Origin of the sequence: Streptomyces sp. NPDC057280 (genome assembly GCF_042668605.1) — a bacterium.
GTDB lineage: Bacteria > Actinomycetota > Actinomycetes > Streptomycetales > Streptomycetaceae > Streptomyces.
On sequence record NZ_JBHUYR010000006.1, the window covers coordinates 479,026 to 493,411 of the forward strand.

Consider the following 14,386-nt stretch of genomic DNA (forward strand, 5'->3'; position numbering starts at 1 on the left):
CCCATGAAAGCGATTGCGCCAGGTACACGTCAAGGGAATGAGCAAAGACCGACCGTCACGCGCACGTTGGCGGAGGAACCGCGCCGGCTCACCCGCAGCACCCGCCCCCTCCCCCGTCGCCCGACACCGCATCCAGCCGGCAGAAGCAGGACGCCTCGATCGGCACGTCCGCCAGCGCGACCGCGATCTTCAGCTGCTGGGCGACGATCTGCGCCTCCCCCGTCTTGCCGAGCCGGACCAGGCACTCGTGGAAGCCGTGCAGCGCCCAGACGTTGCCGGGGTGCTGGACCGCGCGCGGCAGGGTGTCGTCGAGACCGAGGTCGGCGCGGTAGACCGCCTCCGCCTCCGCGACCCGGCCCTGTTCCAGGAGCAGGGCGCCGTAGGCGTGCCGGGTGGGCTGCATCCAGCCCCACGGCTCGTCGTAGGGCAGGTTGTCGTCGAGTGCGATCGACTGCTCCAGCGCGGCGAATGCGGCGTCGAAGTCTCCCTTGCGGTAGGCGAGTTCGCCGTCGAGCAGCGCGGCGGCGACGGCGAGGATGTCGGTGCAGGTGTTGTTGAACAGCATGCGGGTCTCCTGGACCCGGGCCACCGCCTCGTGGAACAGACCGCGTTCGGCCTCGGCTTCGGAAATGCGGCCGAAGGCGGACAGGGCGACTCCGCGGGCGTAGTGGAGCATCGCGGTCGTCACGCTGTACAGCTCCGGGTCGGCGGGCAGCGGCAGCTGGAGGATGTCGGTCCAGCGGCCGAAGCGGATCAGCACATGGACCCGCATGGCGAGGAAGGCCTCCAGCCAGTCGGCCATGGGCGGGCTCTGCACGCGCAGCAGGTCCTCCGGGATCGACGCCTCCAGCTCGGCGGCGGTCTCCAGGGCGATGCGGGACTGGCCGAGGAACATCGCGCCGTAGATCTTGAAGTGGTAGTTGTGCGACCGGTAGAGGGTGTAGAAGTTCATCGCGCCGGCCCGGGCGTGGTACTTCTCGTCGGCGCCGATGGCGGCGGTGTTGTCCGACACGACCCGGCGGTAGTCGCCGCACAGCACGTCCAGGTGGGACGGCATGTGCTGGAGGTGTCCGGCGTCGGGGACCAGTCCGCGCAGCCGGTCGGCGACGGGCAGGGCCTGTTCGGGGACCGGGGACATCTCCATGAGGTGGATGTACATGTGGAGCACACCGGGGTGTCGCGCCCCGGCGTCCGAGGCGAGCACCCGGTCGAGGACCGCCTTGGCCTCCAAGGTGCGGGCGCCTTCCGCCGGTTGACCGGTTCTGAGGTTCCACAGCTGCCAAGGGGTGAGGTTCATCAGGGCGTCGGCGTACAGGGTGGCGATGTCCGCGTCGTCGGGGGCGAGTTGATGGACGGCTCGCATGCCGGCGGCGTACGGCTCGTTCCACACCGAGCAGTCCGGCACGGGCTTCGACTGCGGGTAGCGGGCGCGCAGGGCCTCGATCAGGGCCCGCTCGACGGGGGTGGCGGCGGCCGCGGCCTTCTCGTGGGCCCGTTCGACCGCGGCGTGGGTGCGCTCGACGGTGCGGGTGAGGTCGTCGCCGTCGAAGAACTCCCAGGGCTTGTTGTAGTTGGGGCCGAGCGCGTACGCGATGCCCCAGTAGGCCATGGCGCAGTCGGGATCGGCCTCGGCGGCGGCCTGGAAGCACACGACGGCTTCCTCGTGATGGAAGGCGTACGTCCACACCAGCCCGCGGTCGAACCACAGTTGGGCTTCGGGCGACGAGGTGGTCACGGTGCGGCTGTGGGAGCCGAGGTCGTAGTAGTCCATGGGATTCCCCCGAGCGCGAGCAGGCCTGGATTCGCGACGTTACAGGGTGATTTGCGCCCGACACGCCGACAACCGCCACCGCCGCGCGGCCACCTCGGCGTTCCCGCTCCTCGGCGACAGTCGCCTCGTAGGCGAGCGGGGTGTCGACGAACAAGCGACGCTGCTCCGGCTCCAGCGGGGTGAGGACGCGGCGCCAGGCGTGGGCGCCGGGGGCGAGCCGGGCGGCGATGGCCTCGTGCTGGTCCGGGGCGATGGCCGCGATGCGACACCGCCTGTCGGCGGGGTCCTCGTGGCGGTCGAGAACGCCCTTGCCGCTCAGGTCGCCGACCATCAGGCTGACCGTGGCGGGCGCCACCTCCAGACGGGCGGCGAGGTCGTTCACGGTCAGTGGACCGTCGAACAACAGGCAGGCCGGCAAGACAAACCACGTCGGCCCGGCGACGCCGAAAACCCGTTGCGGCCGCCCTCCTCCCCCTGGACCCTGGCCCTCATGCCTTACCTCCTGCGCCCCGCCCGGCTCGCCGACGCGCCCGCCATCACCGAGCTGCTCAACGCCGTCGACGAGATCGAGATCGGCCGGCGCGAGACCGACCTCCCCGAGGTCGAGGCCGATCTCCGACATCCGGCGGTCGACCTGGAGCGCGACTCCTGGCTGGCCTTCGACGGGGACCGGCTGGTGGCGTACGGGCTGCTGTGGGACGACTCCGGCAACGAGCGGATCGACGTCGACCACTACGTCCTGCCCGACGATCAGGCGGCCGGGGAACAGATCCTCGACGCCCTCCAGGTCAGGGCCGTCGAGCGGGCCCGGGCGAACGGCGCCGCCAAGGCCGTCGTCCATCTGCATCTCAACACCCGGCCGACGCTGGACACTGCACTGATCGAGGCGCGCGGCTGGTACGTCGTTCGCCGCTACCACGTACTGGAACGCCCGCTCGGCCAGGCCCTGGACCGCGCCCCGGAGCTGCCTGAAGGCGTACGCATCCGCCCGTGCGGCACCGAGGCGGACCGTCAACGCGCCCACGTGCTGTACCAGTCGAGCTTCGCCGAGCACTTCGACTTCCAGCCGCGCGCCTACGAGCAGTGGCTGCACGACATCGACGCCGAGCGTCTGGACTGGTCGCTGGTGTGGATCGTCAGTACCGACGAGCTGGGCGACGCCGGCTTCCTCATCGCGCGGGACGACCGCCCGGCCATGGGATGGATCCGCAGCGTGGGGGTGCTCAGGGAGGCCCGGGGGCAGGGGCTGGGCGGGCTGCTGCTGCGGCAGGCGTTCGCCGCGTTCGCCGCGCGGGGGCGGGACACCGTGGGGCTGGGGGTGGACACGGCCAACGCGACCGGGGCCCCCGAACTGTACGGACGTAACGGCATGAAGCTCCACTACGCCGTCGACACCTGGGAAGCGGTCCTGACCTGACCGACCATCAGGCCGGCCCGGGCCGGGTACGACGGCGTCGGCAGCGACCTTTCAGCTCCGGCACCGGCAGCAGGACGGCGAGCGCTACGACCGGCTCTTCCCGCTGATGCCCGCCAGGGACTGCGGGTTTTCACCAGCCGGTCGTGACGTGTCAGGTGCGGCGGGCCAGCGCGTAGGCGCGGCGGGTCTCCGCCTCGTGGGCGTAGTGCGTGCGCTCCAGCTTCATCTCCACCGTGAAGCCCACCGATTCCAGCAGCCCGGTGAGGTGCGTGGGGTCGAGGAAGCGGAAGTCGACATCCACTGGGTGCCCCCACCACTCGTCCAGGTGCCGGACCTCCTCGCCGACGTGGAAGGAGAGCAGGAGCAGGCCCTGGGGGCGCAGGACCCGCTCCATCTCCTCGAAGGCGCGCCGCAGTTCGCCGGGTTCGAGGTGGATGACGGTGTAGAGGGCGATCAGGGAGCCGAACTCGCCGTCCTCCGCCGGGAGTTCCAGCAGATCGCCCTGGCGGAACTCGACCTCGGGGAAGCGGCTGCGTCCCGCCTCGACCATGCCCGCGGACAGGTCGATCCCGACCGTTCGCGCACCCTTGTCCGCCAGCCAGGCCGCCACATGGCCGGGGCCGCAGCCCAAGTCAGCGATCGCCGCCCCCGGTTCGGTCTGTTCGAGGAGCGCGGTCAGCAACGCCCTGTCCAGGGGCTTGCCTTCGAGCTCGGCATGGAGCCGGGTCGTGTACTCCTCGGCCACGGTGTCGTAGCTGTGCCGTACGGAGTCGTGCCGCGCGTGATCGCCCATACGGCCAGCATGTCATCTCGGCGTGGCACGCCGGTCAGGCGGCTCGGCCCGCTTTGAGAGCGGCCGCAGTGTCGACCACGCGGCGCGCCTGGTGGCGGGCCGCCTGCAGGGAGACCTCTCCGGGCGGACCGTCACCGGCCACATGGGAGGTGCCGTAGGGGTTTCCCGACCGGAACTGGACGGGGTCGGTGTAGCCGGGCGGCACGATGATGCCGCCCCAGTGGTGGAAGGTGTTGCCCAGGGCCAGGAGGGTCGATTCCTGGCCTCCGTGCGCGGTGTTGGAGGCGGTGAAGGCCGAGTACACCTTGTCGGCGAGCGCGCCCTGGAACCACAGCGGCCCGGTGGTGTCGATGAACGCCCTGAGCTGGCTCGCCGGATTGCCGAAGCGGGAGGGGGTGCCGAGGAGCACGGCGTCCGCCCAGGCCAGATCGTCGTGGCCGGCCTCTGTGACGTCGGCGGTGTCCTCCAGATGCCGGGCCCAGGCCGGGTTGGCCCCGATCGCCTCCGGCGGGGCGGTCTCGGCGACCCTGCGCAGCCGCACCTCGGCGCCCGCCTTCTCCGCCCCTTCGGCGGCGGCTTGTGCCAGGGCGTGCACGGTGCCGGTGGAACTGTAGTAAATGATCGCCACGTTCACGGATGTCACGTGCTGTCTCCTCGTTCTCGGGACTGTGCCGGTACGACGAGACAGCCCGCCGGAACGTGAGGCGGCACCGGCCGGCCGGCCTCACCTTCCGGCGGGCCGCGTCGTCGTAGAGAAGACAGCAGTTGCGATCAAGGGGGCGGCACCACGATGGAATTCCAGTCCGATCCGGGCCTGGACGCGGTCATGCGGGAACGGCGGCAGCTCATCAACCTCGCGTACCGGCTGCTGGGGTCCCTGGCCGACGCAGAGGACGTCGTGCAGGAGACGTACGCCCGCTGGTACGCCCTGCCCCGGCGGCAGCGGGACGCGATCGCGTCACCGGGCGGCTGGCTGACGACCGTGGCCGGGCGCATCTGCCTCGATCTGCTGGGCTCGGCGCGGGCCCGGCGGGAGCGGTACGTGGGTGCGTGGCTGCCCGAACCGCTGCCCGACCGCGCCGAGTGGGGCGGCGCGGGGGCGGGCGATCCGGCCGACCGTGTCTCCCTCGACGAGTCGGTCGGCATGGCCTTCCTCGTCGTGCTCGACGCGATGACCCCGGCCCAGCGGGTCGCGTTCGTCCTGCACGACGTCTTCCGCTACTCCTTCGCCGAGGTGGCCGAGATCGTGGGCCGTACGCCGGTCGCCTGCCGTCAGCTGGCCTCCGCCGCCCGCCGCCGGGTGCGCGAGACGCGGGCTACCGCCGCACCGGCCGCCCGGCACGCCGACCTCGTCCGCGCCTTCAGACAGGCCTGGGAGGCGCAGGACATCGACGCTCTCGTCGGCCTGCTCGCCCCCGACGCCACGGCGACCGGCGACGGTGGCGGCCGGGCCCGGGCCGAGCTCCACCCCGTCGTGGGCGCCGAACGGATCGCCCGCTTCTACGCCGACCGGCCCGCCGCCGCGTCGGGCGTGGAGCTCCTGGAGTGCACGGTCAACGGAGAGCCGGGGCTGGTGACCCGCCTCGACGGTGTCACCGTGTCGGTGCTGGCGTTCGATGTCGTGGACGACCGCATCCAGCGCATCTGGGCGGTGCTCAACCCGGACAAGCTCCGGCCCTGGACGGTGGTCGCCGTCACTCCATGAGCCCGGCCGCGAGTGTCGCGCCCAGCTCCCAGCAGGCCTGCACATCGGGCTTCTCCGGCGTTCCGGTCACCGTCACGGCGTCCGCCGCGCGGCGCCAGCCGAGGCCCGTGGTGACGGACTCGATGCCGCGTACCGCGCCGGTCACGTCGCTGCCGCCGTGCACCCAGTAGCCGAAGGGCCGCCCTCGCGTGTCGTCCAGGCACGGGTAGTAGATCTGGTCGAAGAAGTGCTTCAGGGCCCCGGACATGTAGCCGAGGTTCGCCGGTGTGCCCAGCAGGAAGCCGTCGGCGGCGAGTACGTCGGAGGCGGTGGCCGCGAGCGCGGCCCGCCGCACGACCTGGACGTTCTCGATCTCCGGGTCCGTGGCCCCGGAGACGACGGCTTCCAGCAGCGCCTGGCAGTTGGGCGAGGGCGTGTGATGCACGATCAGCAAGGTAGGCACACCCCGCACCCTGCCGTCGCCCGGGCACCCGGCGCAAACGCGACGGCTGCCGCGAGGGCTACTTCACCTTGCCGGTGAAGATCGCGGTCTCCGACTCGTAGTCGGGCGCCACCTCGATCTGGAGGAAGGACTCGCCCTTGGGCAGTTCGCAGCCCCAGGGCACGGAGAGGGACCGGCCGGCCAGGATGCTGGTGTCGGGCAGGCCGTCGAGCCCGTCGTCGTAGATGGACTCCCCTTCCTGGCCCTCGTCGCCGTAGGCGCAGTTCACCGTCATCATCGAGGCGTCGATCTTCTTGTCCGACTTGTTCACGATCTTGATGGTGAACTTGGCGTACGGGGTCTTCTCCGGGGACGCGTACTCGCTGGAGACCGCGCGGGAGATCTTGGAGAGGCTGATCTCGACGTCGTTGTCGTAGGCGATGGTGTCGTCGAAGCCGTAGGAGTCGTCGCCGGAGTCCTCCGCCGGCGCCTCGGAGTCCGCCGCGTCGGTGGCGGAGTCGTCGGCGGCGGTGTCGCCGCCCTCGGCCGGTGCCGTCTTGGTGACGGTGACGGTGGGCGCCGCCTCGGCCTTGCCGTCGCCGGTCACGCTCGCGGTGACGACGGCGGCGAGGACGGCCGCGACCACCGCCGCGCCGGCGGCGATGAGGACCGTGGTGGTCTTCTTCGGCGTCTGCGGCGCTTGCGGCGGCTGCGGCGGGTAGTAGCCGGGCCCGGGCGGCGGGTTGTAGCCGGGCATGGGCGGCTGCGTGTTGTCGTAACTCATGGTCCCCCCAGGGATGGTTCTGTTGCGCGATCAATCATCGCCCGGGGGACCGTGATTGTGCAGGTGTCGTAATGAAAATGTGCTGATGAGGGCGGTGTTCGGCTACTCCGTGCGCAGTGCCGTCGCGGTGCGGGCCTTCGCCGCCCAGCTCGCCGGCAACAGCGCGCCGAGCGCGGCGATGAGGATGCCGGCGCAGCCGAGCAGGAGCAGTTCCGGGGTGTCGTACACGTCGAGGACGACCTTGGGCAGTCCGGTGTCGGCGGTCTCCGCCATCTTCGGCAGGACGTAGCCGTGCAGCGCGTACCCGACGGGCACCCCGATCAGCCCGCCGGCCACCCCGATCCCGGCCACCGAGGCGAGCACGAGGCTCACCGTCTGCCGCGGCGACATGCCGAGCGCCTTGCACACGCCCAGGTCGTGGACGCGTTCCCGGGTGTCGAGGACGACGGAGTTGAGCACGCCGAGGCCGGCGACGGAGACCAGCATCAGGGTGAGCAGCGCCGCCATCGCGTCGAGGACGAGGATCAGGTTGTCCTGTCGCGAAGAGGAGTTGGCGATGGCCTGAGCGCCGAGCGCGCTCACCGTCTCGTCGAGCTTCATGGCGTACGGGGTGGCCTGGACGCCCGGCTTGACGTCGACGAGGAACATCTGCGGCTCGACCGTGGGGAAGTCGGCGAGGCTCGCGTGGAAGCGGAGTCCGTCGTCGGAGGTGTCGAAGGCCTCGCCGACGATCGTCAGGGTCCGCGTCTGCTTGCCGACCGTCACCCGCAGCGTGTCGCCGACCTCGGTCTCGGTGGTCTTGAGGAAATGGGTGGAGACCACGACCTGGCCGGGTCCCGTGATCCAGTGCCCGGAGATCATCTCGTAGGCGGCGGAGCGCAGATCACCGTCGTAGAGCACCGCCTGCACGGCACCCGGGACGCCGGCCGCGGTGCCGTCCGTCTGCGTCCTGCCGTAGTAGGTGTCGGTGCCGGACTGCTGTTTGATGGCCGCGGTCACCTGCGCGGGATCGGCCGTGGCGGTCCCGGCCCCGCCGGGTCCCGAGTGGGGCTGGCCGGTGAAGACGGTGACCGGGGCGCGGTCCTCCGGGTCCTGGGCCGACCCGACCGCGTTCAGGGACGCGGTCAGCCCGAGTGCGAAGGTCGCCGCGACGGTGCCGAAGGCGACCGCGAGCAGCATCGCGAGGGTGCGCACGGGATGCGCGAAGGGGCCGGCGAGGCCGTACGTCACCGCGCGGGGCAAGGGCAGCCGCCCCGCCGCCCGGTGGGCCCACTGCCCCCGCCCGGTGCGCGGTGCCCGGCCGACCGCGATGGCCTCCACGGTCGGCAACCGGCCCGCCCGCAGCGCGGGCACCAGCGCGGCGACCGCGACGACGAACAGCGCGGCACCGGCCACCAGGACGTCCACCCACCAGGCCACCGACAGCGACGCGCTGCCGTAGACCGTCTCGGTGTCCTCCAGGAGCGGCATCGCCATCAGGTTTCCCAGGACCACACCCAGCGCGATCCCGGCTGCGGCGGGGACCAGCGCCTGGGCGACGTAGGCGCGGACCACCTCGCGCGGGGTGAAGCCGAGGGCCTTGAGGATGCCGATCCTCCGGAGGCTGGTGCCGACGGCGCCGCTGATGACGCTGCCGACGATGATGACCGACATGACGATGCCGAGGACGCCGAACGCCATGAGGAAGGGGATGGTCGGCGCCGCGCTCTGGTCGGCGGCGCGCTTGGTGTCCAGCCAGGACTCGGTGCCCATCAGCGCCCCGGAGGGCAGGGCGGCGGACAGCGCGCGGCGGTCGGCGGCGAGCTGCGCCTTGGTGCCGGCGAAGTCGAAGCGGTAGAGCATCTGGCGGGTGACGCGAGTGTCGTCGGAGGCGAGCGCGGTGACCTGTGCGGGGGTCGCCCAGGCGTCGGCACTCTCGCCGACCGAGTGGGCGAAGCCGACGACCGTCAACGCCGTGCTGTCCGCGGCGTCCGAGGTGTTGAGCGTGGCGCCGAGCCGGAGGGCGGGACCGTCGAACTCGCTGGAGAGGACGACCTCGCCGGCCTTCGCCGGCCACCGTCCGGACTTCAGGTTCAGCCGGTCGACGTCGGTGTCCGGTGCGGACCGTCCCACCAGCGTCACCGGGGGAAGGTGGCCACCGCCCTCGTCCACCGGCCGGATCGTCGTGACGGGGTAGGGCCCCGCGCTGCCCGTGACCCCGTCGAGCCGTCCCGTGGCCTTGAGTTGAGCCGTGCTCGCCTTGGCAGGGTCGAACTGGGCGACGAGGTGCGCCCCGTTCTGCGCGGCGAAGGCGTGGTCGAAGGGCGCGTTGGAGGCGACCATCAGCGATCCGGCGACCACGGCCGAGGCCACGGCCATCATGGTGGCGAGGGCGATGACGACCGTCTGCACCCGCCGTCTGCCCACCCCGGACCGCACGATACGGCTGAGCGCACTCATCGGCCGGCCCCCGTCCGGGTGTCGGGGCCGAGACGCGGGGCGCACCTCGGCGCCCGCGACTGGGTGAGCGCGCTCATCGGACCGCCTCCGCCCGGGTGTCGAGGGCGAGGTGGCCGTCGACCAGGTGGATCGTGCGGCTCGCCACCGCCTCGGCGAGGGAGGGGTCGTGGGTGACCAGCACGATGGTCTGGCCGCCCCGGTGCAGGTCCACCAGCAGTTCCCGTACGTCGTGGCCCGAGGCGCTGTCGAGAGCGCCGGTCGGTTCGTCGGCGAGGAGCAGCGCGGGCTGGTTCACCAACGCCCTCGCCACCGCGACCCGTTGCCGCTCACCGCCGGACAGCCGCCCCGGGTAGGCGCGGGCGTGCTTCTGTATGCCCAGCAGCTCCATCAGCTCGCCGGCCCGGGCGGCGGCCTTGCGGCGTGCGGTTCCGGTCAGTTGGGCGGGCAGCTGGATGTTGTCGGCGACGGTGAGGTCGTCGAGCAGGTTGAAGAACTGGAAGACCATGCCGATCCGTTCCCGGCGGAACCGCGCCGACGCGTGCTCGCTGAGCCGGTCGACGCGCTCACCGGCGACGGTCACCGTGCCGCTGGTCGGCTTGTCCAGGCCCGCGACGAGGTTCAGCAGCGTGGACTTGCCGCTGCCGGAGGGACCGGTGACGGCGAGGGCCTCGCCCTGGGCGACACCGAGGTCGATCGGTCCGAGCGCGGGTGCGCCCGAACTGTCGTAGCGCTTGGCCACGCCCGACAGTTCGATCACTTGAGTCATGGGAGTCGTCCGTCCTTGTGAGTGGGGTGGGCTGTTGCTGTGCACCGGCCCAGCGAACGTAGGGGCGGGCGCGGGTGCGGCGCGTCGGCCGGGGCACCGACTTGCGGCCCTTCGCGCGGACGATCCGGGCCGGGGGTCATCCCTGCGGCGTACGCCTCGGGGACGGTTCGCCGGCCTCCGAGGCGGACGCGGCTCCGGTCGGGCGGGCCGCACAATGTGCGGATGGAGACGGAGGACCTGCGCCCACGGCGTACGGACGACCGGCGCGGGTGGCGACGGCAGCTGCGGGACACGCTGCGGCCGGAGCCGCGGCGTGAGCCGTTGTCCCGGCGGGCCGTGTGGGCGGACGCGGTGCTGGCGGTGCTGCTGACCGCCGTCGCGCTGTTCGTCGCGGCGCGCTATCCGGGCGACGGGCCGATCAACGTGGCCCCGGTCGACCCCGGCGCACCGGTTCCGCCCCGGCCGCCGTCGCCGGGCCGGTGGCTGGTGGAGGAGGAACCCGCCGCGCCGCCCTTCGTCCTGGTCGTGCTCTCCGCGCTGCCGCTGGCGGTCCGGCGCCGGTATCCGTTCATGGTGTTCGCCGTGGTGATGGGCGCGGTCCTGGCCATCGGGGACGACGCCTCCTGGATCAACGTGCTGACCTGCGTGGTCGGCGCCTACAGCGCGGTCATGTACAGCAGGCACCGGGTGGGGGCGCTGGCCGGGCTGTTCGTCGCGGCCGTGCTCGCCGGGCTGGCGTTCCGGGACACCGAACCGGTCCTGCCGGGGTGGACGAGCCCCGCGGTGGTCCTGCTGATCGCCGGGGTAGTGGCCGGGCTCGCCCGGGTGTGGCAGCGGCAGATGGCGGCGGGCCGGGAGCGGTTCGCCCGCCTGGAGCGCGAGCAGGAGGAGGTGATGCGCCGGGCGGTGGAGGAGGAACGCGCCCGGATAGCGGCCGAGTTGCACGACGTCGTGACCCACAATGTGAGCGTGATGGTCATCCAGGCGGGCGCGGCGCGCAAGGTGATGGACGCGGCACCGGAGCGGTCGAAGGAGGCGTTGCTGGCGGTGGAGGCGGGCGGCAGGGCGGCGATGGCCGAACTGCGGCACGTCATGGGACTGTTGGCGGCTCCGGACCCGGACCAGCCCGAGGCGCTGGAGCCGCAGCCGGGGCTCGCGCAGCTCGACGCGCTGATCGTCCGCGTGCGGGCCGCCGGTACGCCGGTCGGCATCGCGGTGTCGCTGCCGCCCGAACCCCTGCCGCCCGGCGTGGACTTGACGGCGTACCGCGTGGTGCAGGAGGCGCTGACCAACACGATCAAGCACGCGCCGGGCGCCGAGGCGTCCGTCACGATCGGCTACGGGGACGACCGGCTGGAGATCGAGGTGGTCGACACCGGCGCCGTCCGCGCTGCCGCACCGGCGGACGGCAACGGCCGCGGCCTGATCGGGCTGCGCGAGCGACTCGCCGTCTACGGCGGTGAGTTGACCGCCGGTCGGACGCTCGTCGGCGGCTACCGCGTCAGAGCCCTCGTCCCGTGGCGGACCGCGTGAGCGGGCCCGCGCTGCGCGCCGTCATCGCCGACGACCAGGCCCTCGTCCGCACCGGATTCGGGATGATCCTCGCCGCGGACGGCATCGAGGTGACCGCGGAGGCCGCCGACGGCGCCGAGGCGGTCGCCGCGGTCCGGCGCACCCGCCCCGACGTGGTGCTGATGGACATCCGGATGCCCGGCATGGACGGCATCGAGGCGACCCGGCGCATCCTCGCCGACGACGCCTCCGAGGGCACCCGCGTCATCATCCTGACCACGTACGACCTCGACCACTACGTGTACGCGGCGCTCACCGCGGGCGCCTCCGGCTTCCTGCTCAAGGACGTCACCCCCGAGCACCTGGTCGCCGCGGTACGCCTCGTGCAGTCCGGCGACGCCCTGCTCGCCCCGGCGATCACCCGCCGGCTGATCGAGCGCTTCGCCCAGCGCGAGGAGCCCCGCCCGGCCGCCTCCCCGCACCGCGACCTCTCCGCGCTGACCCCGCGCGAAGTGGAGGTGCTCCGGCTGCTGGCGACGGGTCTGAGCAACGCCGAGCTCGCGGAGCGCCTGTTCCTCAGCCCCACCACGGTGAAGACGCACATCGGCCGCATCCTGTCGAAGCTGGAGCTGCGCGACCGTGTCCAGGCGGTCGTCCTCGCCTACGAGTCGGGGCTGATCACACCGGGAAATCCGGAAGACGTCCCGGGCGCGGATCGTTACCGTTGAGCCATGGAGGTCACCCAGCACACCCGCACCGCAGCCGCGCGAGCGACCAGCTCCCCGGCTGCCACCGCCTGACCTCACGTCACCTCTCCCCCGGCGGCCGGAAACGGACCGCCGGTGCAGTGCGCGTACACCCCTCGCTGTTCCCACGGTCCTTTCCGGTGCCCTGAAGCCTGAAGGAAAACCGTCATGAACACCGACCGCACCCTGCGCACCTTCACCGACTTCTACGTCGAGCGCGGCCACCACCTGATCACCGGCAGCACGCTTCTGCCGCCGCCCTCGGACCCGGTGCTGTTCACCACGTCCGGCATGCATCCGCTCACCCCGTATCTGGAGGGCCACCCTCATCCCCGGGGGCGGCGGCTGGTGAACGTCCAGCGCTGTCTGCGCACCACCGACCTGGAGGAGGTCGGCGACCCCACGCATCTGACGGTGTTCGAGATGCTCGGCTCGTGGTCCCTCGGCGACTACGACCACTCGCAAAGCCTGCGGTGGGGCCACGAGCTGCTCCGCGACGGCTTCGGCATCCCTCAGCGGCACCTGTACGTCACCGTCTTCGGCGGCGACGACCAGGTCGGCCCGGACACCGGATCACTGCGCACCTGGGAGGAGCTGGGCGTCCCCGTCGAGCAGACCGTGGAGGACAACTGGTGGTCCAACGGCCCCGTCGGCCCGTGCGGCCCCGACTCGGAGATCTTCGTCTGGACCGGCGACACCCCGCCGGAGGGCAGCCCCGCCACCGACCCTCGCTGGGTGGAGGTCTGGAACCACGTCGGCATGCGCTACCGCCGCCACGAGGACGGCAGTCTCACGCCGCTGTCGCAGCCGAACATCGACACGGGCATGGGGCTGGAGCGCCTGCTGACCGTCCTCCAGGGCCGCGGCTCGGTCTACGAGACGGATCTGTTCGAACCCTGGACGCGGCTGCTCCCGGGGCTGTGGGACCTGGACGAGCCGTCGTTCCGCCTGGTCTGCGACCATCTGCGCTCCGGTGTCGTCGTCATCGGAGACGGCGTACGCCCCTCCCCCACCGGGCGCGGCTACGTCCTGCGCCGCCTCGTCCGCCGCCTCCTGACCACCCTCTGGCAGCAGGACCGCGGCCGTACCCTGTCCGACCTGCCCCGGGAACTCGTCGAGCACACGCTGGACCACTTCCGGCTGCCCGGCGGCACCGGCCCCGTGCTCGGCGTCCTGCTGGAGGAGGAGCGCCGCTTCGGCAGGCTCCTCGACCGGGGCCACCGCGTCCTCTCCCACCCCCGGTACCAAGGGCAGCTGACCGAGGAGGACTACCACTACCTCCACGACACCCACGGTCTGCCCCGCGATCTCGTCGTCGGCCTGCGCGGCCTGCGGCGATGAGCCACCCCACATGATCGCGACCGAGTGCCCCGGCCGTGTTACTGCTCGGACGGCCGGGGCACTCGGGGGCCGCGGCGGCTTCCCTCCCGGAGTCGCCCGATCCAGTCGGAGGTGGAGAGCATGGGGCACGGCGGAAACGTGATCGACGAGCTGGTCGCCGATCACCGCGAGGTCGAGGAGTTCTTCGGTCGCATCGAGGCGCTGCCCTCCGGCGACAAGGACCGCAAGGTCCATGCCGACCAGGCCACCATCGAGCTGGTCCGGCACTCGGTCGCCGAGGAGGAGTACCTGTATCCCGCCGTGCGGGAGCACCTGGCGAACGGCAACACCCTCGCCGACCGGGAGATCGAGGACCACGCGAAGGCCGAGCAGCTCATGAAGGACCTGGAGTCGTGTGAGGCCGACGACCCGGAGTTCGACCGGATCGTCGGCGAGCTGATGACCGAGGTGCGCGCGCACATCGCCGACGAGGAGGAGAACCTGTTCCCCCAGCTCCGCGCGGTCTGCCCGCCGGAGCGCCTGGACGAGCTGGGCGAGAAGATCCGCAAGGCCAAGAAGCTGGCGCCGACCCGCCCGCACCCGTCCACGCCGAGCGAGCCGCCGGCGAACAAGCTGCTCGCGCCGGGCCTGGGCCTGGTCGACCGGATGCGCGACGCGCTGACGGGCCGCGGCAAGGAGGACTGACCGCGCC

13 protein-coding genes and 1 pseudogene are annotated in these 14,386 nt (G+C 72.1%); 6 read left to right on the forward strand and 8 right to left on the reverse strand.

Annotated elements, in window-relative coordinates:
* Nucleotides 1-88: 88 nt before the first annotated feature.
* Together ACFUO4_RS32245 and ACFUO4_RS32250 are read right to left on the reverse strand one after the other, a co-directional pair.
* Nucleotides 89-1,771: a hypothetical protein gene (locus ACFUO4_RS32245; RefSeq protein WP_383491514.1), complete on the reverse strand. Its 1,683-nt coding sequence runs from the start codon at nt 1,769-1,771 to the stop codon at nt 89-91.
* Nucleotides 1,772-2,096: 325 nt separating this feature from the next.
* Nucleotides 2,097-2,189, reverse strand: a pseudogene (locus tag ACFUO4_RS32250) (ArsR family transcriptional regulator); the annotation flags it as partial.
* Between the two features lie 72 nt (nt 2,190-2,261).
* On the opposite strand from ACFUO4_RS32250, the gene ACFUO4_RS32255 reads away from it, so the two are divergent.
* Complete coding sequence (locus ACFUO4_RS32255) at nt 2,262-3,188, forward strand: GNAT family N-acetyltransferase (RefSeq protein WP_383491516.1); 927 nt, start codon at nt 2,262-2,264, stop codon at nt 3,186-3,188.
* 151 nt (nt 3,189-3,339) lie between these two features.
* Here the strand turns inward: ACFUO4_RS32255 and ACFUO4_RS32260 are convergent, their stop codons facing one another.
* Together ACFUO4_RS32260 and wrbA are read right to left on the reverse strand one after the other, a co-directional pair.
* A complete protein-coding gene (locus tag ACFUO4_RS32260) occupies nt 3,340-3,981 on the reverse strand; it encodes a class I SAM-dependent methyltransferase (protein ID WP_383491518.1) in 642 nt (213 codons plus the stop codon).
* Between the two features lie 34 nt (nt 3,982-4,015).
* Nucleotides 4,016-4,624 (reverse strand): NAD(P)H:quinone oxidoreductase, encoded by a 609-nt coding sequence (gene wrbA, locus ACFUO4_RS32265; RefSeq protein ID WP_383491520.1) that lies wholly within the window; start codon nt 4,622-4,624, stop codon nt 4,016-4,018.
* A 147-nt stretch (nt 4,625-4,771) separates the two neighbouring features.
* Between wrbA and sigJ the strand changes: the two genes are divergently transcribed.
* On the forward strand, nt 4,772-5,686 hold the full coding sequence (gene sigJ, locus ACFUO4_RS32270; RefSeq protein WP_383491522.1) for an RNA polymerase sigma factor SigJ: 915 nt from the start codon (nt 4,772-4,774) through the stop codon (nt 5,684-5,686).
* Here the strand turns inward: sigJ and ACFUO4_RS32275 are convergent.
* The 4 genes from ACFUO4_RS32275 to ACFUO4_RS32290 all read right to left on the reverse strand — a co-directional run bounded on the left by ACFUO4_RS32275 (nt 5,676) and on the right by ACFUO4_RS32290 (nt 10,096).
* Nucleotides 5,676-6,128 carry a flavodoxin family protein gene (locus tag ACFUO4_RS32275; protein WP_383491524.1) on the reverse strand — a complete coding sequence of 151 codons (453 nt, stop codon included), beginning with the start codon at nt 6,126-6,128 and terminating at the stop codon, nt 5,676-5,678. The two genes, sigJ and ACFUO4_RS32275, sit on opposite strands and share 11 nt — an antisense overlap.
* A 58-nt stretch (nt 6,129-6,186) precedes the next feature.
* Nucleotides 6,187-6,891 (reverse strand): hypothetical protein, encoded by a 705-nt coding sequence (locus tag ACFUO4_RS32280; protein ID WP_383491526.1) that lies wholly within the window; start codon nt 6,889-6,891, stop codon nt 6,187-6,189.
* 102 nt (nt 6,892-6,993) lie between these two features.
* The gene (locus tag ACFUO4_RS32285; RefSeq protein WP_383491528.1) at nt 6,994-9,330 is read right to left on the reverse strand and encodes an ABC transporter permease; all 2,337 of its coding nucleotides are present in this window, start codon (nt 9,328-9,330) and stop codon (nt 6,994-6,996) included.
* 73 nt (nt 9,331-9,403) lie between these two features.
* On the reverse strand, nt 9,404-10,096 hold the full coding sequence (locus ACFUO4_RS32290; protein WP_383491530.1) for an ABC transporter ATP-binding protein: 693 nt from the start codon (nt 10,094-10,096) through the stop codon (nt 9,404-9,406).
* Between the two features lie 222 nt (nt 10,097-10,318).
* On the opposite strand from ACFUO4_RS32290, the gene ACFUO4_RS32295 reads away from it, so the two are divergent.
* The 4 genes from ACFUO4_RS32295 to ACFUO4_RS32310 all read left to right on the forward strand — a co-directional run bounded on the left by ACFUO4_RS32295 (nt 10,319) and on the right by ACFUO4_RS32310 (nt 14,379).
* Nucleotides 10,319-11,629, forward strand: coding sequence for a sensor histidine kinase (locus ACFUO4_RS32295; RefSeq protein ID WP_383491532.1), 1,311 nt, complete (start codon nt 10,319-10,321; stop codon nt 11,627-11,629).
* A complete protein-coding gene (locus ACFUO4_RS32300; RefSeq protein ID WP_383491534.1) occupies nt 11,614-12,336 on the forward strand; it encodes a response regulator in 723 nt (240 codons plus the stop codon). Before ACFUO4_RS32295 ends, ACFUO4_RS32300 begins: the two co-directional genes overlap by 16 nt.
* 186 nt (nt 12,337-12,522) lie before the next feature.
* On the forward strand, nt 12,523-13,695 hold the full coding sequence (locus ACFUO4_RS32305; RefSeq protein WP_383491536.1) for an alanine--tRNA ligase-related protein: 1,173 nt from the start codon (nt 12,523-12,525) through the stop codon (nt 13,693-13,695).
* A gap of 120 nt (nt 13,696-13,815) precedes the next feature.
* Entirely contained in the window at nt 13,816-14,379 is a 564-nt protein-coding gene (locus ACFUO4_RS32310) for a hemerythrin domain-containing protein (RefSeq protein WP_383491538.1), read from the forward strand.
* Nucleotides 14,380-14,386: the final 7 nt, after the last annotated feature.